We start from the raw sequence: 25,722 nt of genomic DNA on the forward strand, positions 1-25,722 counted from the left end.
GAGACTTCCATGAACGCGACCGCACCGTATCTCGCCGACGAACCGAACACCATCCGCACCGCCGACAACACGCGTCTTTTCTACCGCGACTGGGGGCAGGGCACGCCGCTGGTGTTCCTCTCCGGCTGGACGCTGAACTCCGACATGTGGGCGTACCAGATGGAACCGCTGTCGCGTCTCGATTGCCGCTGCATTGCGTACGACCGGCGCGGGCATGGCCGTTCGAGCGATCCGGGCCGCGGCTACGACTTCGACACGCTCGCCGACGATCTGGAAAGCGTGTTGAGCGCGCTCGATCTGAGCGGCGTCACCCTGGTCGCGCATTCGATTGCGAGCGGCGAAGCGGTGCGTTATCTGACGCGTTACGGTTCGGCGCGCGTCGCCCGGGTCGCGTTCGTCGCGCCCGCGGCCACGCCGTATCTGCTGAAAACCGAGGACAACCCGAACGGCATCGACGCCGCTTTATTCGAGCAAGGCCGCCTCGCGCTGAGCCGTTCCTTTCCCGACTGGATCGAGGCGAATGCGGCGCCGTACTTCGGGCCGGGCGTGTCGCGCGCGCCGCTCGACTGGACGATCCGCATGATGCTGCAAACCTCGCATCAGGCGATGCTCGAACTGGCCCGCGTGCAGACCATCACCGATTTCCGTGCGGAATTGGCGAAGATCGAGGTGCCGTCGCTGATCCTGCATGGCGATCGTGACGCGTCGGCGCCGCTCGAACTAACCGGGCGGCCCACCGCGGCGCTGATACCCGGCGCGTCACTGCATGTCTATGAAGGCGCGGGTCACGGCTTTTACTTCACTCATGCGGAGAGGTTGAACCGGGATTTGCTGGCGTTCCTGGGCCGCCAGCCGGCTTAGGGTCGACGGGCAACTGGTCTTCCACCGGCGCGTCCTTCTGCGCCGCTGCGGCGGGCGGCGCGGCCTTCGGTGCATCAACTGCGTCAGGTGCGTCTTTGCGTGTGTCATCCGCTTCGATTCTCGCGGGTGCGCTTTCCGGGTCCCACGTCAGCAGATTGCGCTGCGGGTTCGCGATCTCGATGCCGCGCTCGCGGAACTGGTCGAGAATGCGCCGGTTGAATTCGCGCTGCACGCCCCAGCGCGCACTGTCGCGGCACTGGATCTGGCCGGCCAGCGTGATGGCCGAGCCGTCCAGCGCATCGACGCCCCAGAAGCTGAAGTCCGACAGAATGCCGTCCTTGAACTTGTCGTCCTCGCGCAGGGCCGCGCCGATTTCCTTCAGCGTGTTGATGGCAAGATCGACATCCGCGCCGAACACGATATTGACCTTCACTGCCGCATTGCCGATGCCGCGGTTGGTGTTGTTCACAGTCGATACCGAACTGAAGGGCACGGTGTAGAGCGAACCGTCGCCGCCGCGCAGCCGCACGGTGCGGATCGACAGATATTCGACGGTGCCGGACACGCCCGCGAGCGTGACCCAGTCGCCGACCTGCATGGCGTTTTCCATCAACAGGAAAATGCCGGTGATGAAATCCTGCACCAGTTTTTGCGAGCCGAATCCGAGCGCCACGCCGAAAATACTCGCGCCCGCCAGCAGCGGCCCGATGTTTACGCCGAGTTCACTCAAACCGGTGAGCACCACCACCAGCGCGATCGCGCAGAAGAGCGCGCTGCGCAGCATCGGCAGCAGCGTGCGCAAGCGCGCGGCGCGCACGAGGTCGCCGCTGGTGGTCCAACTGTCCAGCCGTTGTTCGACCGATACGTTGACGCCTTCCCACACCAGCAGCGCGATCACGGCCGCCACGCCGATCGTGATGATCGCCGACGCGAGCCGGTGCCCGATCGTGCCGGTACGGAACAGGTCGCCCACGTGCACGCCCCACACCTGCAACAGCGCGAGCGCGGTCACGATGCCGATGAGCCACGCCACCACGAGGCGCAACAGCGGGTAATAGCGGTACGCGTGCTGATGCACGAGCGATTTGGCCGCGTCGTCCTGCACATTGAAGAGCCGGGCCAGTGCCCCGAACACCACGATCGACACGACCCGCGCGCCCACCAGCACCGCCAGCGAAATGCCGCCGAGATGCAGCAGCGCGTGATAGCCGTTCTGCACGTCGAGCGCCCAGATGAACCACAGCGCCATGACGACGAACACCGCGGCCCACGCCCAGACTTCGGCGAATACGTTGCCGAACATCTCCAGCGACTTGCGCGCGGCGAGGCGCTTGCGGATCAATTCGCCGACCGGGGTCGCGCATTGCAGCAGCAGGATCGAGATCATGACGTGGCCGGCGAGCGCGACCACTTTCATCAAGGCGAGATGCGCCGCGTCGTTCAGACCGAGCGACTGCGCGATCTCGGCGATCGCGGAACCCACGCCCACCACGCTGACGATCCGCACTATCCAACGTTGCACGAAAGCGGCCCACGCGTCGCTCATGCGCAGCAGACGCAGACGCGGCGCCGCCGGTTGCAGGAAGAAACCGCTGACGATCACGATCACGCGGCACAGCACGTAGATGTCGACCAGCGAATCGAGCGCGCGGTCTTGCGGCGTGCCGTCGTCGGCGAAGATCGACATCAGCGCGCTCGCCGCGCCGACGAACACCACGAGCGGCAGCAGCCGCAGCGCCATGGAGAGGAGCGCGCGCGGCAGGCGCCGCAGCAGCGTCCAGTGATGTTTGGCGTTCTGCTTGCCTTTGGCTTCGTTGACCCGGCCTTTGGCCTTCGTCGCGGCGGAGGTGCCGGACGGCACGGCCGCGGCTTGCGCCTCTGCCGTACTCACCGGCGAGGGCGGCGAAACGGGCAAGGGCGGCGCGGCGTTCGGCGCGTCGGCGGGTTGTGGCGCGACGTCGACGGGCAGGTCGGCTTGCGCGGCGTCGTCTTCGTCTGCCAGTTCGCGGCGCGCGGCCAGCGCCCGGTAGGCGCGGCGCAGCAGGCGGCGCGCCAGCCATTCGAGCACGAGCGCGGGGATCAGCGCGGCCAGCAGCGACCACGCGACGTGGCCCAGCACGGCGCGCGCTTGCGGGTTGGTCGATTGCCAGTTCCACCAGGCGCGGACCGATGCGAGGTCGAGCAGCGCGGCGACCGAACTGCGTAACGACTTGCCGAGGTGCACGGCCCAATGCGCGCCCTGGCGGGCCAGTTGCGAGGCGAGGCCGTTGGACTTGAACGCCGCCGGCACGATGGCGGCGGCGCCGCTCGCCGCAGCGGGCGCCGAGGCGGCCGCGGGCGCGGAAGCGGGCGGCGCGCTCAGCGCGCCGGCGGCGGCGATGGCCTGCAGCGTGTCGGCGACTTGCGCGCGGCGCGTGGGGTCATTGAGAACGGCGAGAGCCTGGCGGGCCTGCTCGGGTGTCAGCGTGACGCCGACGCCGGAGGCCGACGACGCGGGCGTGGCCGGCGCTGTTGCGGCGAAAACCGGCGCGGTGATGAAGGCGAGAAGAACGAAAAACCAGACCTGGAATAATTTGCGCATAGGGTGTAAAGCGGGGGACAGATGCGGACGGCTGTGCCGATACGTACGGACCGGTTCGGCGGCGTGACCATGAACCGACACGGTTTTGGCGGTACAAGTTCCTTGACCTGCCGTGGCGCGAGGCGCCGGAAATCCGGCGAGCACCGTGCAGCGGCACCTTGCGGTAGCAAAAAACTTGCCTGTCGGACAGTACCCGATTGTCCCATGCCGGCTGCGACGCGCAGGAATTCCCCCCGGCGCGTGCGTATACCTTCACCGCCGCAGCCGCAATCGCAACCCCTCGCAATTACTCCGTCGCTGCCGACGCGCGCACCGCCGGCACGCCCAAGGTGCCTTCCACGACTTCGGTGAAGGTGCGCTCCTCGCGCAGAATGAAGCGCTTCGTCTGCGCCAGCTTGAAGTTGTCGCGTGCCTCGGGATCGGCGCGCAGTCTCGCGCGATATGTCTCATAAGCCGCGAGGCTGTCGAACGCGATCAAGCCCCACGCGATGTCGTTGGTCCCTTCGTGCGGCAGAAAGTAGCCGATCAGGTGGCCGCCGCAGCGAGGAATAATGCGGCCCCAGTTGCGGGCGTATTCGTCGAAGGCATCGCGCTGGAAAGGATCGATCTGATAGCGGATGAAGCAGGTAATTGTCATGTGCATAGCTCCGGGTCGGTTGAGGGGCATGGTCTGAAGCATCATGACTGCAGTATGGCGGGCGCCGGCCGGCGATGTTTCAGCGCGCTCTGAACTATGGATGGTGACCGTGCGCGAGTCATGAATCAGACGCCGGGCATCTAAAGCGGCCGTTGCGAGCGGATCGTGAAGGCCGCCAGCGCTGCGCCGGCCAGCGCGCATAACGCCGATACCAGCGCCACCGCGCGCAATGCCGCGCCCAAGGCTTCGGCTTGTGCCTGCGCGATGTCGGCTTGCGCTCGTGCCGGTTCTGCATGTGTTTGGGCCACGCCTGCATCCGGATCGGCGTGGGTTTGCGCCGCTGCGGCACTTGCCGCTGCTGCGCTCACTTTTCCTTCCGACGCACCGGTCCCAGCGCCCGAATCCATGCCGACCTGCGCCAGGCTCGCCGCTGCGCGCGCCGCCTGCGGCACATGCAGCGCATCGAGCCGCGCAGCGAGCGCCGCATCGTGCGACCACACGAACACGATCCCCAGCACCGCGATCGCCAGCAGGCTCGCCACCCGCGCCACCGCGTTGTTGATGCCCGAAGCGACGCCCGTGCGGGCGGCGGATACCGAGGTCATCACCGTCGTCGTCAGCGGCGCGACGGTAATGGTCATGCCGAGTCCGAGCACGGTCAACGCGGGAAGAAAGCCGCGCCAGTACTCGCCGCGTACCCACGGCAGCGCGAGCATCGCGAAGCCGGCCGCGGCGACGACCGGTCCCGCGCTCAGCAAGGCTCGCGCGCCGTAGCGGCTCGTCAGGCCGCCGGTGAAGCGCGACAGCAGTCCGATGGTCACCGGCACCGGCAGCAATGCCGCGCCCGCCTGGGTCGCGCTGTAACCATAGGCGCGGATCAGCGTGAACGGCAGGAAGAACAGCGCGCCGCCCAAGCCGAAGTAAAGCAGCAGTGTGACGAGATTGGCGCCGACGAAGTCGCGCGAGCGGAACACGTCGAGCGGCATCATCGGATTGCGGGTTCTCGCTTCGAGCGCGACGAAGGCGATCAGCACCAGCAGTCCGCCGAGGATCGACGCCAGCACCCAGCGGTTGCCGAAGCCATGCGTCGAGGCGAGAGTCAGGCCGTAGGTCAAGGCGGCCAGTCCGGCGGTGGCCATGACCGCGCCCGGCAAGTCGAGTCCGGCTGCCGCATGTCCGGTGGCGCCGGCGGCGGGGGTTGCCGGATCGCCGTCGTCGTCCTGCCGGCTGTCGGGGACGGCCATGACCGCCAGCGCGACGGTCGCGCAGGCGATCGGCACGTTCAGAAAGAAGATGGCCCGCCACGAAAACGCATCGACTAGCCAGCCGCCCGCCACCGGCCCGAGCGCCGAGGTGATCGCGCCAACGCCGGCCCAGGTGCCGATCGCCTGGCCGCGTTCCTTGTCGTCGAATACCGCGCCGATGATCGAGAGGCTGCTCGGCACCAGCAACGCCGCACCCACGCCTTGCACGGCGCGCGCCGCGATCAGGGCGGCGGCGCCCGGCGCGAGGCCGCAGCCGATCGAGGCCAGCGTGAACAGCCCGATTCCGGCGATGAACACCGTGCGCCGGCCGAGTTTGTCGCCGAGCGAGCCGCCCACCAGCACCAGCGCGCCGAGAAACAGCAGATAGGCATCGACGACCCACTGGATCGCCGCCACGCTCGCGCCCAGTTCGGTCTGGATGGACGGCAAGGCGACGTTGACCACGGAACCGTCGATGAAGGCCATGCTCGAGCCGAGAATGGTCGCGGCCAGCGCGAGTTTTTTACGCCGGCACGGATGGACGAGGCTGGGATGTTGCGCGCGAATGACGAGCGCGTCGCACGGGCTCGCCTGAGCGGGCAGGACGGACGAGGAACGGCGCTCGAGCGCCGGTACGTGCTGGTCGGCCAAGTCCGCTCCCGGATGGATGAACGGCCTTCAGCATAGCAATGCCGGCGTGTCGGCGAAAGGCGCGAAGAATGCGTCAGGCGCTGCTAGCGCACCTTGTCACGTCATTTCGCCCTATGGTGCGCGCGAAATGGCGGCGCGCGCGGCCCGCGATCATCCGGGCGAGCGAGGTTCAGACCCGACCCGGCGGACCCCAGCGAAGCAGAAGCGACGCCGGACTTACCCGCTCACACCAGCGAAGCCGCCCGCCGCTCCGTCTCGCCGTCGGCATCCGCGCCGCCGGCGGCGTTCGAAGCGCGCCCGGCTGCCGGCTCCTGATGCAGCCGGTTGGCATGCATCAATCGATACAGCGTGGCCCGCGAAATGCCGAGTTCGGCCGCCGCCTCGGACAACTTGTAGCCATGTCGCTGCAACGCATGCTCGATCGCGTCCTTCTCGGCCTTGCTGCGGATTTCCGCCAGCGTCACGGCCGGCCCGTTGTCGGCTTCCGGCAAACCCAGATCGCTTGCCGTGATAAAGCGGCCCTCGCTCATCACCACGGCGCGGCGCACGCAATTGATCAGTTCGCGCACGTTGCCCGGCCACGGATAGTTCGACATGGCGACGATCGCGTCGCTCGACAGACCGCGCAGTTTGCGCGCGCCGTCCTGTTTGTACATGCTCAATGCATAGTTGGCGAGCAGCTTGATGTCACCGCCGCGCTCGCGCAGCGGCGGCTCGACGAGGCGCAGCACGCACAAACGGTGATACAGGTCGGAGCGGAAGCGCCCGTCTTCGACCGCCTTGTCCAGATCGACGTGGGTCGCCGAAATGACCCGCGCGTTGACATTGATCGGGCCATTGCCGCCCAGCCGTTCGATCGTGCCTTCCTGCAGGAAGCGCAACAGGACCGCCTGGCATTCATGCGGCATGTCGCCGATTTCGTCGAGGAAGAGGGTGCCTTCATGGGCGCTCTCGATCCGGCCGATCTTGCGCTGGAGCGCGCCGGTAAAGGCGCCGCGTTCGTGGCCGAACAATTCGGCTTGCAGGAGGCTCGGCGGAATCGCCGCGCAATTGATCGCGACGAAGGGCCGCCCGGCGCGCGGCGAGCGTTCGTGAATCGCCTTGGCGGTCAGTTCCTTACCGGTGCCGGATTCGCCGGCGACGAACACCGGCGCGTCGGTCACGCCGCATTTGTCGATGCGCCGGTACAACTGCTGCATGGCCTCGCATTGTCCAACCATGCCGTGCCGCCCGAGCGACGGCTCCGGCGCGACCTCCACATGCCGCAGGCTCGACAGCCCATGCGCGTGGCCGAGCGCGAACACGAGCCGGTCGTTGAGCCACGGTCGCGTGACGAAGTCGAAGCAATAGTCGAGGATGAAACGGCTGACCAGTTCGTTTTCCGCCTGGCCCGGCGCGATCTGGGCGACCCAGTTGGTTTCCACGCGCCGCATGCAGGACGCCAGTGCGGACAGATGCTGTGAGGTGCAGTCGCCCGGCAGCTCGACTAGGCCGACCTTGATATTGCCGCGCTCGAGCATACGCTCGGCGACGGCCGTGCTTTTGGCATGCACCGCTTGCCAGCCAGAAGCCGCCAGAAAAGCGGCGAGTTTCTGATCCGGCGAATTCGACACATACAGAACAGTGCGTTCCGTGTCGACAGGCGTGCAAGTCGTGTTCATGTTACCCCCGGTTTGATGCAGCTCTCAGGACTGTTCTGCGACGTACCCAACAGACCGGCAAGATGCCGGCTTCCGGCCAACTGAGCCAGCCGGTCCGCTTGTGCGGACCCGGACATGGATTGATCCACCGCTTTGGGGTTCTGCGACTCGACGCCCGGCGGTGACGATTCACGGTAGCGGCAATCTCGGGGGGCATGGAGCGGGCGGCGCGAGCCGCGAGCTGCTACATATCGGACGAATGGCGGGAACGGTGTTCACCGTTGTAACCGTCACACGATCTTTTCCCCGAATCACTCAAACCGTTTTTAACCTCGTTGGCCTGATACAAGCACTCTTCTTGGCGCATGGGCTTAACGATAAGCGAAACCGCTTTCGAGCGCCATACAAACAAGTCTGGATTCAGAAACGTTTTTCATATCACCCCATTGTGCTTGCGGTAAAAAAATGGACGGTCAAGTCCCGCTATGCTCGGCATCCCACATAGCGCCTCAATTCGTTTTACGGCAAATGTGAAACGGAACTGTAGTTCGGGATTTGCCTCGTCTCAGGCTTGCGACACATCGGACAGGGGGTCGAGACTACCCGGTAGGGTTCCGAAGCATCGGCATCTTTGACCGGGATGTAACGCAGCGCCCGGCCCCACGCGGGACCTGCGGATTGCCCGGCGAGCCAACGGCCAGCTACGCGTCGCCGCGGCGCGTCGGCGGACGCCTAAGTGCGTGTCGAATTCGAATCAACGCGAGATGCGAAGAGTGCGCGAGCAGGGTGCGCCGCAGCAACGATCACGGTGGCATAAGGGTTTGAGGGCACATGGCATAGCCGTTGCAATAAGCACTTCACAGCGAATGCTGTTGCCGCCCGGTCCGAACTCCGGGAAGCCGGAGTGAAGAGAGATCGGCGGCACATAAAACTTCGTAGGCGCGGCGGGGGGAAGCCAATGCGTTTTACGAGGGGGCGGCGGGGCCACTGAAAAACAAACGACATAAGAGCACGGCGCGAATGATCGGTACAACGTACCGGTCAATGTGACCGGACGATGTAAAGGTCGACCTCGCCACTTTTTCCGTCTGTTTCGGCGGACATGAAGGGGATGGCAAAAAACAACAAGTACCGCGCTCGCGGAGTGGGTGAGCGAACGATACGCACAACAACAAGAAGACAGCGAAAGAAGAGCGGCGGGGTAGCGCGCGGTCGAGGACCAACCGGGCGCGATGGAGCGGGGAGGAATGGCCAGAGTCTCCGTAGAGAGGCGCAGCTTACGAGGTGGACCGGGCGCCGTGTCCGCGAATTTGCGGACACGGCTCACCTGGACAGAGCAGTGAAAAAAACAGATCTTTTTTGGGGGTTGTCATGACCAGACAGTTCACCAAGCCGGCCGGCACAGCACAGCCAGCTCGTCAAACCACCGTGTACTCAACGGATGTCGCCTATCAACGGCATATCGCCGCGCCGCGCGCATTGTTCGCCGCGCCGCCGGTCGATCTGACGACGCTGGTGATTGCCGAGGCGATCAAGCGCCGGGCGCAAGCGGAGCTTCAGCGCGAGGCGTTGCGCGACTCGGTGTATGAGATGCCGGTGTCGCAGGAACGAAACTACGAACGCGGTGCGGACATTTACCGGTCCGATTCCGACGAATAACCAGAACATCGATCGCTATCGAGGTGGCTTCGCCAACCGAACGGCGTCAGACCGGCGGAGAGCCGACATGATCGACATCTTCCTGATTTCATCCAGCATGGAGCGCGCGCCGGACATCGTCGCTCGCCTCGAGGCAAGCAGCGTGGCTTACCGGCTGCGCACCGCTCACGGCACGGCCCGGCAAGTGCGGGCGCACGACCGTGCGATTCGAAGCGCCGATATGCTGATCGTCGACGATGCCGGTCTGAATGCGCGCGACCTGGACGGCGTCGAGGAAGCGCTGGCCTGCACGCCCGCCCTGCACTGCGTGCTGATGACGGCGGCGCCGTCCACCGCCTTGCTGGGCGCGGCGATGCGCGTCGGCGTGCGGCATGTGCTGGCGTGGCCGCTCGACGCCGACGAGATCACCACCATCCTCATCCAGGCCGACGTGCGGAAAAAAGCCATCGGCCGCCGCGTCGGCCGTGTCGTCTCGCTCGCTTCGAGCAAGGGTGGCAGCGGTACCACGCTAATCGCCGTGAATCTCGCGTATTCGCTTGCCGCGCTGAGCAACCGGCGTGTGCTGCTGATCGATCTCAGCCAGCAATTCGGCGACGCCAGCCTGCTCATGGCCGACAAACCGCCGCCCACCACGCTTGCCGATCTCTGCTCCCACGCGGAGCGCCTCGACGCCGCGCTACTCGAATCATGCGTGATGCATGTCCACGCAAATCTCGATGTGCTGGCGGGTGCGGGCGATCCGCTCAAGGCCGCGGAATTGCTGCCCGCGCAGATGGAGAGCATTCTCGCGCTGGCGCGCGAGCGCTATGACGCAGTGTTGATCGATGTCGGCCAGAGCCTGAATCCGTTGACGATCCATGCACTCGATCGCAGCGACGCGATCTGCATGGTGGTGCGTCAGAACCTGCTTTACCTGCACGGCGGGCGGCGCATGCTCGATATTTTCAGGGAACTGGGTTATCCGGCCAGCAAGGTGCGGGTGGTGGTGAATCATTACGACAAGAACGCCCAGATCAACCTGTCGAAGCTCGAACAGACGCTCGGCGCGAGGGTGGCGCATCAGCTTCCGCGCGACGAAAAGCAGGCCAATGAAGCGCTCAGCCGCGGTGTGCCGCTGGTGACATCGGCCCGGGACAGCACGCTTGCGCAAGGTATCAGCCTGCTGGCGGACATGCTGTGGCCGTCCAGCGCCGAGCGCCGCAAAGGCGTGCTCGGCCGGCTGTTCGCGTCGCGGCCGAATGTGCCGCCGCAGCTCAAACCTGGCCATTGAGGCCGTTCTGTCAAACTGGACACACTCGTCAGAAGCGAATCCGCACGTCCGTGGCATGATCTGGATAGCGGATCCGTGCCGCTGCCACGCTCCGATCATGGGAGGCGGGCAGCCTTTGGCGTAACCTGCCAGAATAATAATTCGCATGTCGAAACGAATAGGCAATGACGTGGACCGCTCCGGCGTCATAGCGTCGCGGCGAGCGGCTATCGCGCGTATCGACGCAAGCTGTGCTTTCGCTTGATTCCCGGTGTGTTTTGACAGTGTATCGTGTCGTTGTGGCCAGCCACTTCGCGGCCTGTCTGATTACTCTCTAGAGCGCCTGTGAGCGCAGCATCGTCCATGCAAAACGAGTCCAACGGTCTCAACGATATCGCGTCGATCCTGTCCAATCCGATCCTCAACACGGATTCGTACAAGGCGTCGCACTACCTGCAATATCCGCCCGAAGCGTCGGCGATGTTCTCCTACATCGAGTCGCGCGGCGGGCGCTACGATCGCACGCTGTTCTTCGGCCTGCAGATGCTGATCAAGGAATATCTGTGCCGCCCGGTGACTCCGGCCATGATCGAGCAGGCCAAGGCTTTTTTCACGGCGCACGGCGAGCCGTTCAACGAAGCGGGCTGGCGCTACATCGTCGAACACCACGGCGGCTTTCTGCCGGTGCGCATTCGCGCGGTGCCGGAAGGCTCGGTCGTGCCGACGCACAACGTGCTCGTCACGGTCGAATGCGACGATCCGCAGGTGTTCTGGCTGGCGTCGTATATGGAGACCATGCTTCTGCGCGTGTGGTATCCGATTACGGTGGCGACGCAAAGCTGGCATCTGCGCAAGACGATCCGCGGCTATCTGCTAAAGAGCAGCGACGACCTCACGCAACTGCCGTTCAAGCTGCACGATTTCGGCGCGCGTGGCGTGTCGAGCGCGGAGTCGGCGGCGATCGGCGGCGCCGCGCACCTCGTCAGCTTCATGGGCTCGGACACCGTGCTCGGCGTGGTCGCGGCGAACCACTACTACAACGAGACGATGGCGGCGTTTTCCGTGCCGGCGGCGGAGCACAGCACGATCACGTCATGGGGCCGCGAGCGCGAAACCGACGCGTTTCGCAACATGATTGCGCAGTTCGGCAAGCCAGGGGCAATCGTTTCCGTGGTGTCCGATTCCTACGATCTGTTCGCCGCGCTCGACGCCTGGGGCACGGAGTTGAAGCAGGCGGTGCTCGACTCCGGTGGCACGCTGGTGATCCGGCCCGACTCCGGCGATCCACGGACGATCGTGCTGCAAACCCTGCGGGCACTCGAGACGTCGTTCGGATCGGTAGTGAACGGCAAAGGGCGGCGCGTGCTCAACAACGTGCGGGTGATCCAGGGCGACGGCGTGAACCCCGATTCGATTGAAGCGATTCTTGCCGCTATGGACGAAGCCGGCTTCGCGGCGGACAACATCGTGTTCGGCATGGGCGGCGCGTTGTTGCAGCAGATCAACCGCGACACGCAGCGCTTCGCGATGAAGTGTTCCGCGATCCGTTTAGGCGACGAGTGGCACGACGTGCTCAAGGACCCGGTCACGGACGCCGGAAAGCGCTCGATGAAAGGGCGCCTGACGCTGCTGGTGAATCGCCACACGGGCGAATATCGAACGACGACGCTGCCTGTGGCGTGGGACGAGCGCACCGTCGAAGGCGATTGGGAAGATGCGCTGGTGACGGTGTTCGATTCCGGCAAGCTGCTGGTCGATATGTCGCTTGCCGAAATCAGAGGCCGCGCTCACGCGCACGAAGGTTAATGCGAATCGCTCGCTTGCCAGACGGCAACGCCTGAAGCGCGGATCTCGATCCGGCACGGCGCGCCTTCGCGCAGGCGGGCATCTTCATTGGCAATGTCGAAGCGGACTCCGGCAATATTCACGCGGACATAGCGCTCGCCGCGCCGCAATTCGACCGCGTCGACCACACCGGCATGTGTGCCGTCCACCGTCACGACAATGGCGTGCGACGACACGCGCCACATGACCCGCTGACCGGCGGCGAGATCGAGTCCGCTGTCGCCCGTTCCGATCACGAGGCCCTGAGCGATCTCGACCTTGCCTGAAGCACTCATCACGCCTTCGCCTACATTGTGCAAGCCGAGCAGGCCGGCCACTCGCATCGACGCCGGCCGCTCGAATACGGCGTCGATAAAACCCGCTTGCAACACGCGGCCCTGTTCGACGACCAGAACTTCATCGGCCAGCAACGCGGCTTCATCCGGATCGTGCGTGACGATGATCGTCACCGCCGCGATCTCGCGCTGCAAGGCGCGCAACGACTGCTGCAAGCGGCGCCGCCGCGGCGTATCCAGCGCGGCGAACGGCTCGTCGAACAGCAGCAGTTCGCTATGCCGTGTCAGCGCTCGCGCGAGCGCGACGCGCTGCCGCTGGCCGAACGACAATTGATGCGGCAGGCGCGCGACCAGTTGGGCGAGGCCCAGATGATCGAGCCAGTAACGCGCGCCGGCGGGATCGGCATCGACGGGAAAGGCCAGTTGCTGCGCCACCGTCATATGCGGAAACAGGCCGTAGTCTTGCGGCATATAACCGATCTGCCGGCGCTCGGGCGGCAGCGTGTTCAATGGCGTTGTGCCGAGTGTCACGCTGCTCGACGCGTTGGATTCGAGCCCCGCGATCAGACGCAGCGCCAACGACTTGCCCGAGCCCGACGGCCCGATGATCGCGAGGCGTCGTGTGACCGGCGTCCATGCGATGTCGAGATCGAACGCGCCCAGCCGGCGTTGCAAATGGAAAGCGAGGCGCAGGTCCGCGGTTTCGCCGCGGCTCGCCGTCAGGTCCGCGCCGGGTTCGAGCGCGTCGTCGCCGTTTTCGGTTTGCTCGAGCGTGGTCTTTTGCCGAAGGCTGTAAATCGACAGCGCCGCGCAGACGATCGCGATGGCGAGCGTCGGCAGCAGCAGGGGCATCATCGCCGGCAACCCCTGGCCGCCGAATACGACGTACGTATAGACCGGCAACGAATACGGGTGATAGGCCACCATCACGGTCGCGCCGAATTCGCCGAACGCGCGCAGCCACGCGAGCGCGAGTCCCGCGCGAATCGCCGGCCACGCGACCGGCAACATGACGCGGAAAAATCGGCTGCCGGCGTGATGGCCGAGCGTCGCGGCCACGTCGTCGAGCACCGGGTCGACGGCGGTGAACGCGGACTTGGCGGCAATGATCAGGAAGGGCGCGGCGACGAAGACTTCCGCGAGCACGATGCCGGCGAACGAATCCGTCAGCACGCCATTGGTGAAGCGGCCAACCCAGCTATACGGCCCGAGCAGAAACAGCAGCAGCACGCCGCTGGTGAGCGGCGGCAGCGCCAGCGGCAACTGCACGACGAAGCCGAGCAGCGCCACCTTGCGCGAAGTCGAACGCGCGAGGAAATAGCCGAGCGGCACGCCGCCCAGCAGAATCGCGAGCGAGGCCACGCTCGCGCTCGCCGCCGAGATGCCGACCGCCGACCACGTCGCGCGCCAATCGACATTCGCCCAGTCCGCCGCGCCGAGCTGCGGCACGCTCGCAACGAACGGAGCGCACAGATAGACGGCCAGCAGCGCCGCCAGCCACAGCAGCGGACGCGCAGCGGTACGTTTCACCGCGCTTACTGCGCGGCAGCGTCGATCACGGCTTGCACCGAAGGCGGCATGGCTTGCCCGTTGCCGCTTACCGTGGGTTTGATGACGTCCACGCCATGTTGCCTGAGCAGCGCGCGGCCTTTCGCGCTCAACAGAAAGTCGACGAAGCTGCTCGCGCCTTCACGGTTCGGCGCGTCGCTGAGAATCGTCAGCGTGTAGCTGGCCTTGGCCTGCAATTCGGGTGCGGGGCGGATCGCCGGAATCTTCAGATCGGACGTTTCGGTGGAATAGAAAAAGCCGGCGTCGAGCTGGCCGGATTGCAGGCGGCCAACCAGCGTTTCCTCGGGCAAAACCTGCTCGGGGTTTTCCGCCGCGCCGAGCGTCTTCTCGACGAGGTCCGGCTGGTGGTAGAGCTCAGCCGCCCTGGTCACCATCTCGACGGTGAAGGCACCCTTCGGGTCGAGCTTCGGGTCGGTCCGGCCGATGCGGATGCCCGGCTCCTGCAGCACCTGGTCCCAGCGCTTGCTCCTGAACTGCGGCGCGAACTTGCTCTGCGGGTTGTAGCCGATCATCAACGGCGATTCGGCGAAGTTCACATACCACGTGACGTGATCGCCGTTTGCAGCGCCGGTCAAACTGTCATTCACCTTGGGGCTCGCGCTGATGAACACGTCGCCGCGGCGCAGCTTGCCCTTGATCTCGTTGGCGATCTTGTTCGAGCCCGCCGCGTAGCCGCGGAAATGCTGGCCGGTGGCCTTCTCGAATGCCGGGCCGATGCTGCGCTCCATCAGATTGACGAGCGAGCCGGCGTACAGCACGTTGACCGTGTTGTCCTGCGCGAAAGCAGGCGCGGCCGTCACGATGCCGGTAACGACCACGAGAGGAGCGACGAGAGAAGCGAGCAGCTTGCGAATCATGCGATAACCCCGATACGTTATTAAGAGCGCTATATTACGACGTCATCGCATTGTCTTGTATGACGACGCCGCTCTGCATCAGTTAAGCGGGAAACTGCGCACGTAACTGGTGCCGCTCGCACTGGCGGCGCGGTCGATGGCGTACAGCCGGCCGCGCGGCGCGTCGACGGCTACGCCGCGGGCGTCCTGAAAGTCGTTTGCAAGCACGCTGATCGTGCCGTCCGGCGCGATCCGGCACAGGCTGGTGGTATTGCATTTGGTGTACAGCTTGCCGCCCGCGTCGACGGCCATCAGGTCCGGGCTGATGATCCGCACGAACGCGCCGCTCGGCGTCACGGCCTGCGATCCGCCGAGCAACGCGCTCAGACTCGCTTTGACGATGTCGTTGTTGGCCTGGTCGGAGACGTAGACCGCGTCGCCCGACACGGCGATCCCGACCGGCTTGCCGAGTCCGCTCAGCAGATCGCGCTCGACCGCCGTGTGAGCGGCCGGATCGTACGTGATGAGACTCAGGCCGCCTTGCAGCGGATTGCTGCCGATTTTGACGAACCACGTCGAGAGCAAACGATTGGAGCCGATCGAGATCAGGCCGAGGCGGCGGCGCGCCGGATCGGGGCCGCTCAGCGCCGCGATCGCATCGACGCCCGTGATGCTGAACACCGCGCTCGCCGTGCCGAAGCCGAAGCGTTCGATCATCAGCGTGGACGCGTCGGCGAAGCTCAACTGGCTCAGGCTGTTCGACTGGCCGGCCACCGCGGGCACGCTCGCGTAATGCGCGAACGTGCGGCCGTCCGGCGAGGAGAGCACGCTATTGGTCTGGTCGTCGGTGATGAAGACGGCGCCGTCCGCCGCGCGCACCGCGATGCCGTTCGGCGACGCGCTGACGGCGGCCTTTTGCGGCGTGACGGTAATCTCGCCGCCGCCACAGCCGGCGAGCGCCGCGATCAGGCCGAGGGAGACGAAAGCGAGGCGCGTGGTGCGTCGCCAGGCGGGTGAGAAGCGCATGTGACCTCCTGAGCGGCCCGGCTGCGCACCGGCCGTATGCCGGCGCGCCCACGCGTGCCGTGATTGTTATGGATGAGGGTGAGGCCGGGCTATATTCCCGGCGATATGACGCGTATCGACGCGGTTTTGCGCGCAAGCCGCCATCGCAGCGTAATATACACACGGACATAACGGGTGAACAAGCCGCTCAGGCGCACATGCTGGAGATAAACGGATATGGATAGTGAGAATGTGATTGCCGCGCCCGCTGTCGACAGCGCGCTCGTCCTGAGCGGACGATTCCAGCGGCCGCTTTCATTCGGGCTCGATGAACTCAAACGCTACGAAAGCGTGGTGGCCACGCCGTTCGATCTGCGTTGCTATACGACCAACCGCTTTATTCGCAGCGTCGAGCCGTATCGCGGCGTGCGCTTGACGACGCTGATCACGGAAGCGGGCTTGCCGAATAGCATGCCGGGCGAATTCAAGCGCACGGTGTTCGTCGCGGTGGGGCACGACGGCTATGTCGTGACGTTTTCGTGGCACGAACTCTTTAACACACCGATCGGCGAGAACGTGATGGTCGCCTACGAGTGCGGCGGCCAAGCGCTCGACGCTGAAGACGGCGCGCCGATTCTGTTTTCCGGATCCGACATCCTGCCCGCGCCGCGCCATGTCAAACGGCTCGCGCGGATCGAGGCGCATGTGTTGGGACCGTTGGCGTAGGTGAACGCGAGGCACAGCCGGCAGGCGTAACATGGGTCGCTGATCCTTATCACGTTGCCGCCATGTCTGACGATCCGCTTGCACGCGCTGTTGGTGTTGCCGCAACTGGCGAAGAAGCGCCGTTGTGGGTGCGGTCGTTGTCGTTGCCGCAGGACGCATTGACCGCCGCGCGCATGACAAAGTGGCTGGACGCAGCGACTAATGCCGCATCACCCGACACACAACTCTTCGCCAAACTGATCGCCGAGCGCGACGCGCGCAACGAACTCGCGCTGCTCGGACTTCAGCAACCGGCGTGGCGCGCGCTGCTGGCGCGGCACTTCGCGCGTGCCGCTGTCCCGGCCGCGCTGCCGCTCGTGGTCACTTCGAGCGAGCACGCGGAATTCGTCCGCACGCTCCACGCGCTATTGCTCACGTACGCCAGCGCCGCGATCCATGCAGACGACGCGCAGTGTCTAGCTGCGATCATCGCCCATGCCTGTTTGCGTCCGGATCACCTGTGGCGCGACCTCGGCCTCGCCGGCCGCGACGAAGTCACTTGGATGCTGACGCGTTATTTCCCCACGCTCGTCGCGCTCAATACCGCCAACTTGCGGTGGAAGAAATTCCTCGCTGAACAACGCGCGTTGTCACTGGGTTTGCAGCCAGGCCCGGCGCCAGGCTGTCCCGGCTGTGAAGACTACGGGCATTGCTTCCCGGAGCTTCAGGGAGGATTGTGATGGCCGTTCGGCCAGGGTGGCAGTATGAGGCGGTTCGTGTATGCTTTCGCGCATGGCTGACACCCCAAAAACCAAACCCGCACCCGCGGCAAAAAAAGCCGCGAAGGCGCGTCCAGAAGTGCGCTTCAGAATGCGCATCCGTAGCGGCGACGCGGTCGCGCTCGGGCCGGGCAAAGTCGAATTGCTCGAAGCCGTGCGCGAATTCGGCTCGATCTCGGCGGCGGCGCGCAGCCTCGATATGTCGTACCGTCGCGCCTGGCTGCTGATCGATGAACTGAACCGTTCGCTCAAGTCGCCTGCCACGCATTCGGAGCAGGGCGGCCAGAGCGGCGGCGGCTGCACGCTCACGCCCGTGGGCGAAACCATCATTCGCCTGTACCGCGACGTCGAAGTCGAGGCGCAGCGAAGTTGCGCGAAACAGATCGCCGAGTTGACCAGGCTAATCCGCTCCTGAGCGGGGCCGGGTCGCGCAAGTGCGCTCAGCCGTGGCGCAGGCAAAACGCCGAAGGCGGCGGATTGCCCAATTGCGAAAGCTGCTCGGGGTGCAGGCGCGCCATCAATTCGACGAAGCTCGCCACACTCGCCGTGCGCAGCGGGTGATAGTCGATCTGATGGCGCTCGCAGACGCGCTTGAGCGTATTCATCGAATCGTGGTCGATGCAATCGACCGGAAACACGACGAGATCCGCACCCGGCAACGCCGCGGCAAGCAGGCCCTTGCGATCTTCCACACCGCCGTCGTGCACGATCAGTTCGCCGCCCGCGGCTTCCACCAGCCGCTTGAGCGCCGCGTTGGAACCCGGCCTGCCGCCCACATACGCGATCCGTTTGCCTTGCACGCTGTCGAGGCTCGCCCGGCGCGTGCCGGCTCCGCTCGCCGCGTCCGCTGCGTCCACCGTCGCGCGTTCGAGGGCGTCGCATTCGCTTTGCACCAGCCTGAGCAGCGTCAGCGTCTGATCGTGGCTTCTGCGCAGCGCGAGCGCCGCGTCCTGTTCCTGCAGCGCGCGCTGTTCCGCGGCCTCGCGGCGGCTCGTATGCAGCGCGACGCGCTGATCGGCGTCGGCCAGTTTGTCGCGCAGCCGTTGCGTTTCGGCTTCGAGACCGGCGGCATCGGCGGGGATCTGGCGGCTTGTCTGCGCCGTGAGCTGCGCGATCTGCTCGTTGAGCGCCGCAATCGACGCGTCGCGTTGCAGGCTGAGTTCCTGCAAACGGCTCTGCTGACGCTCGATTTTCTCTTTCAATGCGGCGTTTTCCTCTTCCAGTGCGACCAGCCGGCGAATGTCCGCGCGATTGGCCGCGCCCACCAGATGCGACAGCATGTGCAAGTCGCCGAATGCTTTCTGGCGCACGGGCATGGTCGCAAACGGATGCGTCATCAACGCCCAGTAGGCGGGCGGGATGTCGCCGCTCTTCAGCGCTTCGTCCCAGAGCTTGAGCAGGTCGACGTCGTCGGTGGCTTTCTCGAAGCGGCGGATCGCGCCCGCATAGTGTTCGTCGAGCAGTTTGTGCAGCGCCTTGGCGGCCGCGCCGCCTTCGATCGCGAGTTCGACCGCCGAGTGATGGATCTCCAGATCGCTCGCGTCGCGGCGATCGAGTCCCGTGAATTTCGGCACCAGCTTGCGCAACTCGTGCGTGCTCAGACACGTGCCGATGATCGAACAATGCAGATGGCTGTCGAGTTCGGCGAGGCGCGCGCGTCGTTTGGTGTTCGAGAACGACACTCTGGCGGGGGCGCAACATGCGTCGGCGACGTGCATGCCGGTGCCGGCAAGCTCGTCGCCGGATAGTTTCAGGCGCGCGGGCTGGGCGAGACGGAACGGGGGCGTGTGCATGGGAATCTCGAATCCGGTTCGGTGTCAGGCGGGTTGAAAGTGCAGGTGAAGCTCATGGCGCACTTTCGCCGCGCGAGCGCGGCCGGCGATATATTCGGAAAGATATAACGATGGGCGAAAGAGAGCGTTCATCTGCGGCTGTCGTTAATCAGTCGTTGGAGGAGGCGAGGGCGGGCTCGGCGACGCGCGCTTTGCGCCGCACGGCCGACCTGTCCGCAGGGCTTCGCGCGGTTCCGGCGCGCTTTCCTGCCGCCGGGCTCATGTCATTCGCGGCCCGTGCGTGCTGTTCGAGCACATGCCCGACGCACAGGCCCACGAAGGCCGCGTCGAGCCGTTCGAGTTCCGCGACCACCTTGCGCAAGGCAGCCAGGTCGTTGCTGAACGTATCGGAAAAAATCGCGTCGCGCAGTTGTTCGGCGCAGCGCGCTTCCTCGATCGCCGCTTTGAGGTCGCGCAGACGCGCGAACGCCGCGGCTCTCGCCCGCTCGGCGAGGATCGACAGCAACTGGTTCAGCGAATGCGAGCCGGACGTGCCGACCGAGGCGAAATTCAACTGGTCGTCGGTCAGCATCAGCACGAAGCGCTGCACGCTGCCGTAGAGACGCCGGTAGGCGTCGACGACATCGCGGATCGATTCGGCGCGGCCGCGCTCGGACGCCGACTTCACCGCGACGATGGTCGATGAAAGCTCGTTGGGCAGACGCTCGCGGCGTCTTGCCGGGGCGGATGAAATGGATCGACTGCGCACCGCTACTGGCTCCTGCTGGCTCGTTTCGCCTCGTCGCGCGGGGCTCCCAGAAGCGCAGAAAGACGCGCCGCCACGCACCACGAAGCCTACCGTGATATTCGGCAGGATATAACGAAAAGCGGCCGGCGTGTTGAACAGACGCCGTTTCCCGACCCGTCGGACAGGCTTCAAGCTACTTTCAGACCGGTGTCACTTATGCCGTGCGAAGTCGAGAAACGCCTTGACGGCCGGGGCCCGCTCGTACTTCCGGAAGGCAATCGCGATCTCCGAAGGGATGGGCTGACCGGTGATGTCGCGGTACACGACACCCGGCAAAGCGATGCAGTCCGCCAGCGTATGCGGCACGACGGCGACATAGCCGCCCAGCGACACGCAGGCCAGCACCGAGGCGAGCGTACCGGGGCGCGGTCCGAGCCGCGCGGAGAAGCGCCCGCGCCGCGCCACTTCGAAAGTGCCGGCTTCCTGCTCCGGCAGCACGAAGCACTGGTCGCGCAGTTGCGCCGGCTTGACGCTCGGCGAGGCCGCCAGCGCGGAATCGGTCGGCAATGCGAGGACGAATTGATCGCGATGCACGGTCGTGGCCTGAATGCCGTCGGCCAGCAGCATCGGCGGGCGCACGTAGGCGGCGTCGAGCAGGCCGTCGCGCAGCATGGCGGCGACGTTGTCCATCGGCACCTCGCGGATCGAAATGTCGACGCCCGGATGCGCGCCGCGAAATCCACCGACATCGCGCTGCAACACGCCCGCATACGCCGCCGACGCCACATAGCCGACTTCGACGCGCCCGAGCTCGCCACGCTCGGCCAGCACCGCGCGCTCCTCGCCGCGCGCGAGGTGATCGAGCGCGACCAGCGCCTCGGCGAGATAGGCGCTGCCCGCCGCGCTCAGCGCGACCGAGCGCTTGGTGCGATGAAAGAGCCGCACGCCGAGCAGCCGTTCCGCCTCCTGGATCAGCTTGGTCAGCGACGGCGCGGCGATTCCCAATTCGTCGGCGGCGCGCGAGAAATGAAGCTGTTTCGCGACGCAAACGAAGGCATGGATATGACGGAGTTCGAGTTGCCGCATGGTTTTCTGTATTTCCGCTGGAGCTAATTATTTTGTTATTTTATGCCAATGACAGGCAATAGAGGCGTCGCTAACATTGAGTCGACCTCAACTCGCCGCCATTCGCCTCCCTATGCCGTCTCCTTCCTCAGACCACCGCCCGGCGCCGGCCAACCCCGCATTCGTGCTGGCCACCGCGTCGGCCACCTGCGCGCTGATCGTGCTGGACACCAATGTCGTGGCGGTCTCGTTGCCGTCGATCGCGCGCTCGTTCCACGCGAGTTTCGCCGACGTCGAATGGGTCGTCAGCGCGTACATGGTCGCGTTCGCGTCGTGCCTGCTGCCGGCGGGCGGTCTCGCCGACCGCGTCGGCCGCAAGAAAATGCTGCTGCTCGGGCTGGCGGTGTTCTTTCTGGCGTCGCTCGGTTGCGGCGCGGCGCCGACGGCTGCGGTGCTGAACATCGCGCGGGCGGTCAAGGGCGTCGGCGCGGCAATGCTGCTCACCGCCGCGCTCGCCATCATCGCGAACACGTTTCACGAAGGCCCCGCCCGCGTGCGCGCCTGGGCCGTGTGGGGCACCTGCATGGGCCTCGCGACCACGGTGGCGCCGCTGGTCGGCGGCGTCATCACGCAATGGTTCGGCTGGCGCTGGATCTTTCTGCTGAACCTGCCCGTGTGCGCGGTGCTCGCGTGGTGCGCGTCGCGTGCAATCGTCGAGTCGCGCAATCCGAAACCCGGTCCGCTCGATATCGCCGGCAGTCTATTGTTCGGCAGCGCGCTCGCGCTCGGCATCTGGGCGCTGATCGAAGTGCCGGCCGACGGCCTCGCAAGCTGGCCGACCGCCATGCGGCTCGCGGCCTGCGTGCTGTTGTTCGGCGCGTTCGTTCAGGTGCAGCGGGTGCGAGCGCATGCGATGGTCGATCTCGCGCTGTTCCGGCAACCGCGCTTTGTCGCCGCGGTGCTCGCCATGTTCGGGTACGCCGCCTGCGCCCAGGTGATGATGACGTTCCTGCCGTTGTATTTGCAGAACGCGTTCGGTCTGTCGGCGGTGGCCGCGGGCGTGGGCATGCTGCCGTTCGCGCTGTCGATGGTGATCGGCCCGTACATCGGCGCCGCGCTCGGCAGGCGTGTTTCGAGCATGGCCGTGCTGTCGATGGGCTTGCTGCTGATCGCCCTCGGCAACCTGTTGACGGCGTTGATCGCGAGCGACGAACGCTACGCACTGGTCGCGCTCGGCATGATCGTGACGGGTCTCGGCGCCGGGATTCTGAACGGCGACACGCAGAAGGCGATCATGGCCTGCGTGCCGCCGGATCGCACGGGCATGGCCTCCGGCATCAGCACGACGACGCGCTTTACCGCCATCGTGACCTCGGTCGGAGTGCTCGGCGCGGTGCTGGCGGCGCGCACTCACACGGCATTCCTCGCCGCGGCGCCGCTGACGCCCGAGGTGAAAACCGCGCTCGACGCCGGCTTCATGTCGCGCGTGTTGGCCGGCGACACGGCGCAGGCCACGGCGAGCTTGCCGCCCGCCGTACGGGCCGCGCTGATGTCGGCCGCGCATGCGAGCTTTGCGAGCGGCTTTGCCGCCGCGCTGGGTCTGGCCGCTGTCATTGCGGTGTCGATCGCGGCCGGCGTCTGGCTGCTGGCCGGCAAAAGCGAGGCCGCGCGGATGCGTGGCGCGGCCTCGAACGGGTAGCCACTCCGCGTCGCCCGTTGGGCTCAGTTTTCCGATATCGTGTGCGGCGTGCCCGCCATCGAATGGTCGCCGGGCGCCTTTTCCGGATCGACTTCAAACACGGGCATCGCACGATATCAAAACAATGAGCCATCCCAACACCAACACTGAACTGATCCAGCGTTTCTACACGGCGTTTCAGCAACGCGACGCCGAAACCATGGTGGCCTGTTACGCGGACGACGTCGTCTTCAGCGACCCCGCGTTCGGCGAGTTGCGCGGCGAGGAAGCGCGCGACATGTGGCGCATGCTGGTGGCCCGCGCGCAAGACTTTTCGCTCACGTTCGAGGGCGTCGAAGCGGACGAGCGCAGCGGCCGCGCCCACTGGATGGCCAGTTATCTCTTCAGCCAGACGGGGCGCGCGGTGGTCAACCGCATCGACGCCCGTTTCGTGTTCCGCGATGGCCGCATCGTCGAACATCGCGACAGCTTTGACTTGTGGAGCTGGACGCGCCAGGCGCTCGGCGTCAAAGGGACGCTGCTCGGCTGGTCGCCGCTCGTGCAGCGCGCCATTCGGACGCAGGCGCGAAAGGGCCTCGACCTGTACCGGCACCGGCAGCAGCGCGGTTGATCTGCGGCTTGACGTCAGGCCGAGCCACGCCCGCTTGCTATCATTCAGTCACGTGATGCTGAATTTGTTCAAGCGGACGAATGAGGAATGCTATGCCAGTAGTGGATGCCGCATGGGAAGAGTGGCTGAGCAGCAACGTGGCGCGCGGCTGCAGTCCCGATTCGATGGTCGACGCCATGGTGCAGGCCGGTTTCGCCACCGACGCCGCGCGCGCGGCCGTGCACAAAACCTTCAGCCAGGATCCGGCGAATCCGGCGAATCCGGCCTTTGCCGCGGCGGCCGCGACCGAGGCGGCGCTCGCCAAAGCCGCGCCACAGACTTACCAATACGACGACCCGCCCGTCGCGCGCGGTAATGTGATCCGCGCGCACGATCGTGACGTGCGTGTGCTGATGCGCTGCGAGCGGCCGCAAGTGATCGTATTCGGCGACGTGTTGTCGCCGGACGAATGCGCCGAGATGATCGAGCGCTCGCGGCATCGGTTAAAGCGCTCCACCACGGTCAATCCCGATACTGGCAAGGAAGACGTGATCCGCAATCGCACCAGCGAGGGGATCTGGTATCAGCGCGGCGAAGACGCGTTCATCGAACGGATGGACCGGCGCATTGCGAGTCTGATGAACTGGCCGGTCGAGAACGGCGAAGGGCTGCAGATTCTGCACTACGGCACGACCGGCGAATACCGCCCGCATTTCGACTATTTCCCGCCCGATCAACCCGGCAGCGCAGTGCATACCGCGCAGGGCGGCCAGCGTGTCGCCACGCTGGTGATCTATCTGAACGACGTGTCCGACGGCGGCGAAACCATCTTTCCCGAAGCGGGCATGTCGGTCGCGGCAAGGCAGGGCGGCGCGGTGTATTTTCGCTATATGAATGGCCAGCGCCAGCTCGATCCGTTGACCTTGCATGGCGGCGCGCCGGTGCTCGGCGGCGACAAATGGATCATGACGAAGTGGATGCGCGAACGCGCTTACGGCTGACGCAAACCGAATCCAGATTTTATTCAGCCGGCTGGCCAGCGGTGGCGGGCGCGTTGCCCGGCGCGCCGGCGAACAGTTGCTTCAACGCGCCGCGGCCGCTTGCGTAGCCCATGCGCATGATCATCAGGCCGATCGCCGCGCCGGCGATGTGATCGAGCATCGGCATGCCGGCCAGACTGCCGGCGAGTCCCAACGTCGCCACCAGCGCCGACACCGCGTCGACGCGCGCATGCCATGCGCTGGCCAGCAAAATCGCTGAACCGGTGCGCGCGCCTTCGGCGCGCATATAGCGAAATAGCGCTTCTTTGGCGAGCATCACGAAGCCGCTCACGGCCAGCGCGCCGATATGCATCGCGGTGCCGCCGCTCAGCGTCGAGGTCTGCGCGATGCTGGTCCAGAGCATGTCGGCGGCGGTAATCATCAATACGGCGGCGATGAACAGCGCGGCCAGCGCCTGCTCGATGCCGGTGTCGGCGCTTTGGCCAGCATCGCGCAGCTTCGTACGCTGGTGTCGCGTAGTGAGGTACAGCACTATCAGCACGACGCCGTCGGCGGCGAGGTCGCTCAAGGTGTGCACGCCGTCGGCAAAGAGTCCGTCCGAATGCGCCATGAGGCCGATGGCGATCTGCATCGCCGAAAGGAAGGCATTGAGCAGCGCGCTGGCGGAGGCGGCCTTAAACAAGGCGGCCGCCATTGACGGAATCACTGCGGGACTCGCGCGCGAAATGCTGTGGCATGGGCAGGGGACGGTTTTTGCTGTTTTTGCGGTTTGTGTTCCCGCAGCAAATTAACCGTCCAACGTGGCACGCCGATGACAACGCCGCGAGGTTCGCGCCGCGCGCCGCGCTCAGGCCGTCTTGTAGACGTCCGGGTTGTGCAGCTCCATGTAACGCTCCGGCGTCGCGAGTCCGGTGAAGCCGTGCGGCTCGTACACGCGATGCGCGTCTGTCGTCACCAGCACGATTCTTCGCAGACCCTGCAGCGAGGGGCTGGCGAAAACGCGCTTCATCAATGCGGACGCATGTCCCTGGCCGCGATGGTCCGGCAGCACGAATACATCGCATAGGTACGCGAAGGTCGCCTCGTCCGTGATCAGGCGCGCGAACGCGATCTGCCTGCCATCGATATAGCCGCCGAAACACATCGAGCCCGCGATGGCCCGCTCGAACGTCTCGCGCGGCATGCCCTTGGCCCACGGAGTTTCTTGCGACAGGAACGTGTAGACCAACTCGATGTCGAGATCGGCCTTGTCATTTGAAATAGTCAGTTCTTGTGCTTGCACCGCGTATCTCCGCCCGTTTTATCAGAGTGC

22 protein-coding genes are annotated in these 25,722 nt (G+C 65.6%); 10 read left to right on the forward strand and 12 right to left on the reverse strand.

Annotated elements, in window-relative coordinates; translation table 11 throughout:
* Nucleotides 1–9 precede the first annotated feature (9 nt).
* Complete coding sequence (locus ACQKRQ_RS05515; RefSeq protein ID WP_427475563.1) at nt 10–861, forward strand: alpha/beta fold hydrolase; 852 nt, start codon at nt 10–12, stop codon at nt 859–861.
* On the opposite strand, the gene ACQKRQ_RS05520 is transcribed toward ACQKRQ_RS05515, so the two are convergent.
* From ACQKRQ_RS05520 to ACQKRQ_RS05535, 4 genes are all read right to left on the reverse strand, one after another.
* Entirely contained in the window at nt 800–3,442 is a 2,643-nt protein-coding gene (locus ACQKRQ_RS05520; RefSeq protein ID WP_427475565.1) for a mechanosensitive ion channel family protein, read from the reverse strand. The genes ACQKRQ_RS05515 and ACQKRQ_RS05520 overlap by 62 nt on opposite strands.
* Nucleotides 3,443–3,728: 286 nt before the next feature.
* On the reverse strand, nt 3,729–4,079 hold the full coding sequence (locus ACQKRQ_RS05525) for an NIPSNAP family protein (RefSeq protein ID WP_132377380.1): 351 nt from the start codon (nt 4,077–4,079) through the stop codon (nt 3,729–3,731).
* A gap of 140 nt (nt 4,080–4,219) precedes the next feature.
* Nucleotides 4,220–5,974 (reverse strand): MFS transporter, encoded by a 1,755-nt coding sequence (locus ACQKRQ_RS05530; RefSeq protein ID WP_427475567.1) that lies wholly within the window; start codon nt 5,972–5,974, stop codon nt 4,220–4,222.
* A 224-nt stretch (nt 5,975–6,198) separates the two neighbouring features.
* Nucleotides 6,199–7,635 (reverse strand): sigma-54-dependent transcriptional regulator, encoded by a 1,437-nt coding sequence (locus ACQKRQ_RS05535; RefSeq protein ID WP_132377378.1) that lies wholly within the window; start codon nt 7,633–7,635, stop codon nt 6,199–6,201.
* Nucleotides 7,636–8,985: 1,350 nt separating this feature from the next.
* On the opposite strand from ACQKRQ_RS05535, the gene ACQKRQ_RS05540 reads away from it, so the two are divergent.
* The 3 genes from ACQKRQ_RS05540 (at nt 8,986) to ACQKRQ_RS05550 (ending at nt 12,328) form a co-directional block, all read left to right on the forward strand.
* Nucleotides 8,986–9,273, forward strand: a complete 288-nt coding sequence (locus tag ACQKRQ_RS05540) for a hypothetical protein (protein WP_427475569.1) — start codon at nt 8,986–8,988, stop codon at nt 9,271–9,273.
* Nucleotides 9,274–9,340: 67 nt separating this feature from the next.
* Nucleotides 9,341–10,543: an AAA family ATPase gene (locus ACQKRQ_RS05545; RefSeq protein ID WP_427475571.1), complete on the forward strand. Its 1,203-nt coding sequence runs from the start codon at nt 9,341–9,343 to the stop codon at nt 10,541–10,543.
* 342 nt (nt 10,544–10,885) lie between these two features.
* Complete coding sequence (locus ACQKRQ_RS05550; RefSeq protein ID WP_427475573.1) at nt 10,886–12,328, forward strand: nicotinate phosphoribosyltransferase; 1,443 nt, start codon at nt 10,886–10,888, stop codon at nt 12,326–12,328.
* Here ACQKRQ_RS05550 and ACQKRQ_RS05555 read toward each other — a convergent pair.
* From ACQKRQ_RS05555 to ACQKRQ_RS05565, 3 genes are all read right to left on the reverse strand, one after another.
* Complete coding sequence (locus ACQKRQ_RS05555; protein WP_427475575.1) at nt 12,325–14,172, reverse strand: ATP-binding cassette domain-containing protein; 1,848 nt, start codon at nt 14,170–14,172, stop codon at nt 12,325–12,327. The two genes, ACQKRQ_RS05550 and ACQKRQ_RS05555, sit on opposite strands and share 4 nt — an antisense overlap.
* Nucleotides 14,173–14,177: 5 nt before the next feature.
* A complete protein-coding gene (locus ACQKRQ_RS05560) occupies nt 14,178–15,068 on the reverse strand; it encodes an extracellular solute-binding protein (protein ID WP_427475577.1) in 891 nt (296 codons plus the stop codon).
* 78 nt (nt 15,069–15,146) lie between these two features.
* Nucleotides 15,147–16,073 carry a hypothetical protein gene (locus tag ACQKRQ_RS05565; RefSeq protein ID WP_427475579.1) on the reverse strand — a complete coding sequence of 309 codons (927 nt, stop codon included), beginning with the start codon at nt 16,071–16,073 and terminating at the stop codon, nt 15,147–15,149.
* 216 nt (nt 16,074–16,289) lie between these two features.
* On the opposite strand from ACQKRQ_RS05565, the gene ACQKRQ_RS05570 reads away from it, so the two are divergent.
* From ACQKRQ_RS05570 to ACQKRQ_RS05580, 3 genes are all read left to right on the forward strand, one after another.
* On the forward strand, nt 16,290–16,778 hold the full coding sequence (locus tag ACQKRQ_RS05570; RefSeq protein WP_427475581.1) for a molybdopterin-dependent oxidoreductase: 489 nt from the start codon (nt 16,290–16,292) through the stop codon (nt 16,776–16,778).
* A gap of 173 nt (nt 16,779–16,951) precedes the next feature.
* Complete coding sequence (locus tag ACQKRQ_RS05575) at nt 16,952–17,497, forward strand: nitrogen fixation protein NifQ (protein WP_427476086.1); 546 nt, start codon at nt 16,952–16,954, stop codon at nt 17,495–17,497.
* Nucleotides 17,498–17,549: 52 nt separating this feature from the next.
* Nucleotides 17,550–17,951, forward strand: a complete 402-nt coding sequence (locus tag ACQKRQ_RS05580) for a winged helix-turn-helix domain-containing protein (RefSeq protein WP_243658296.1) — start codon at nt 17,550–17,552, stop codon at nt 17,949–17,951.
* A 25-nt stretch (nt 17,952–17,976) separates the two neighbouring features.
* On the opposite strand, the gene ACQKRQ_RS05585 is transcribed toward ACQKRQ_RS05580, so the two are convergent.
* From ACQKRQ_RS05585 to ACQKRQ_RS05595, 3 genes are all read right to left on the reverse strand, one after another.
* Nucleotides 17,977–19,329 carry a DUF2325 domain-containing protein gene (locus ACQKRQ_RS05585; protein WP_427475583.1) on the reverse strand — a complete coding sequence of 451 codons (1,353 nt, stop codon included), beginning with the start codon at nt 19,327–19,329 and terminating at the stop codon, nt 17,977–17,979.
* A 148-nt stretch (nt 19,330–19,477) separates the two neighbouring features.
* Nucleotides 19,478–20,077 carry a hypothetical protein gene (locus tag ACQKRQ_RS05590; protein WP_427475585.1) on the reverse strand — a complete coding sequence of 200 codons (600 nt, stop codon included), beginning with the start codon at nt 20,075–20,077 and terminating at the stop codon, nt 19,478–19,480.
* Nucleotides 20,078–20,266: 189 nt separating this feature from the next.
* On the reverse strand, nt 20,267–21,142 hold the full coding sequence (locus ACQKRQ_RS05595) for a LysR family transcriptional regulator (protein ID WP_427475587.1): 876 nt from the start codon (nt 21,140–21,142) through the stop codon (nt 20,267–20,269).
* A 112-nt stretch (nt 21,143–21,254) separates the two neighbouring features.
* Here ACQKRQ_RS05595 and ACQKRQ_RS05600 point away from each other — a divergent pair, with 112 nt between their 5' ends.
* From ACQKRQ_RS05600 to ACQKRQ_RS05610, 3 genes are all read left to right on the forward strand, one after another.
* Complete coding sequence (locus tag ACQKRQ_RS05600; protein ID WP_427475589.1) at nt 21,255–22,820, forward strand: MFS transporter; 1,566 nt, start codon at nt 21,255–21,257, stop codon at nt 22,818–22,820.
* A gap of 124 nt (nt 22,821–22,944) precedes the next feature.
* A complete protein-coding gene (locus ACQKRQ_RS05605) occupies nt 22,945–23,430 on the forward strand; it encodes a nuclear transport factor 2 family protein (protein ID WP_427475591.1) in 486 nt (161 codons plus the stop codon).
* Nucleotides 23,431–23,522: 92 nt separating this feature from the next.
* Nucleotides 23,523–24,410: a 2OG-Fe(II) oxygenase gene (locus ACQKRQ_RS05610; RefSeq protein ID WP_132377365.1), complete on the forward strand. Its 888-nt coding sequence runs from the start codon at nt 23,523–23,525 to the stop codon at nt 24,408–24,410.
* Between the two features lie 19 nt (nt 24,411–24,429).
* Here the strand turns inward: ACQKRQ_RS05610 and ACQKRQ_RS05615 are convergent, their stop codons facing one another.
* Nucleotides 24,430–25,092 carry a cation diffusion facilitator family transporter gene (locus ACQKRQ_RS05615; protein ID WP_427475593.1) on the reverse strand — a complete coding sequence of 221 codons (663 nt, stop codon included), beginning with the start codon at nt 25,090–25,092 and terminating at the stop codon, nt 24,430–24,432.
* A gap of 165 nt (nt 25,093–25,257) precedes the next feature.
* The gene (locus ACQKRQ_RS05620) at nt 25,258–25,692 is read right to left on the reverse strand and encodes a GNAT family N-acetyltransferase (protein WP_427475595.1); all 435 of its coding nucleotides are present in this window, start codon (nt 25,690–25,692) and stop codon (nt 25,258–25,260) included.
* Between the last annotated feature and the right edge of the window lie 30 nt (nt 25,693–25,722).

It is taken from the genome of Paraburkholderia sp. NPDC080076, assembly GCF_050281145.1.
Classification (GTDB): Bacteria; Pseudomonadota; Gammaproteobacteria; order Burkholderiales; family Burkholderiaceae; genus Paraburkholderia.

Excerpts from the sequence above, each read along its gene's own strand:
- ACQKRQ_RS05515 (WP_427475563.1), top strand. The coding sequence starts at position 10 with ATGAACGCGACCGCACCGTATCTCGCCGACGAACCGAACACCATCCGC.
- ACQKRQ_RS05520 (WP_427475565.1), bottom strand. The coding sequence starts at position 3,442 with ATGCGCAAATTATTCCAGGTCTGGTTTTTCGTTCTTCTCGCCTTCATC.
- ACQKRQ_RS05525 (WP_132377380.1), bottom strand. The coding sequence starts at position 4,079 with ATGACAATTACCTGCTTCATCCGCTATCAGATCGATCCTTTCCAGCGC.
- ACQKRQ_RS05535 (WP_132377378.1), bottom strand. The coding sequence starts at position 7,635 with ATGAACACGACTTGCACGCCTGTCGACACGGAACGCACTGTTCTGTAT.
- ACQKRQ_RS05540 (WP_427475569.1), top strand. The coding sequence starts at position 8,986 with ATGACCAGACAGTTCACCAAGCCGGCCGGCACAGCACAGCCAGCTCGT.
- ACQKRQ_RS05545 (WP_427475571.1), top strand. The coding sequence starts at position 9,341 with ATGATCGACATCTTCCTGATTTCATCCAGCATGGAGCGCGCGCCGGAC.
- ACQKRQ_RS05550 (WP_427475573.1), top strand. The coding sequence starts at position 10,886 with ATGCAAAACGAGTCCAACGGTCTCAACGATATCGCGTCGATCCTGTCC.
- ACQKRQ_RS05560 (WP_427475577.1), bottom strand. The coding sequence starts at position 15,068 with ATGATTCGCAAGCTGCTCGCTTCTCTCGTCGCTCCTCTCGTGGTCGTT.
- ACQKRQ_RS05565 (WP_427475579.1), bottom strand. The coding sequence starts at position 16,073 with ATGCGCTTCTCACCCGCCTGGCGACGCACCACGCGCCTCGCTTTCGTC.
- ACQKRQ_RS05570 (WP_427475581.1), top strand. The coding sequence starts at position 16,290 with ATGGATAGTGAGAATGTGATTGCCGCGCCCGCTGTCGACAGCGCGCTC.
- ACQKRQ_RS05575 (WP_427476086.1), top strand. The coding sequence starts at position 16,952 with ATGACAAAGTGGCTGGACGCAGCGACTAATGCCGCATCACCCGACACA.
- ACQKRQ_RS05580 (WP_243658296.1), top strand. The coding sequence starts at position 17,550 with ATGGCTGACACCCCAAAAACCAAACCCGCACCCGCGGCAAAAAAAGCC.
- ACQKRQ_RS05585 (WP_427475583.1), bottom strand. The coding sequence starts at position 19,329 with ATGCACACGCCCCCGTTCCGTCTCGCCCAGCCCGCGCGCCTGAAACTA.
- ACQKRQ_RS05595 (WP_427475587.1), bottom strand. The coding sequence starts at position 21,142 with ATGCGGCAACTCGAACTCCGTCATATCCATGCCTTCGTTTGCGTCGCG.
- ACQKRQ_RS05600 (WP_427475589.1), top strand. The coding sequence starts at position 21,255 with ATGCCGTCTCCTTCCTCAGACCACCGCCCGGCGCCGGCCAACCCCGCA.
- ACQKRQ_RS05605 (WP_427475591.1), top strand. The coding sequence starts at position 22,945 with ATGAGCCATCCCAACACCAACACTGAACTGATCCAGCGTTTCTACACG.
- ACQKRQ_RS05610 (WP_132377365.1), top strand. The coding sequence starts at position 23,523 with ATGCCAGTAGTGGATGCCGCATGGGAAGAGTGGCTGAGCAGCAACGTG.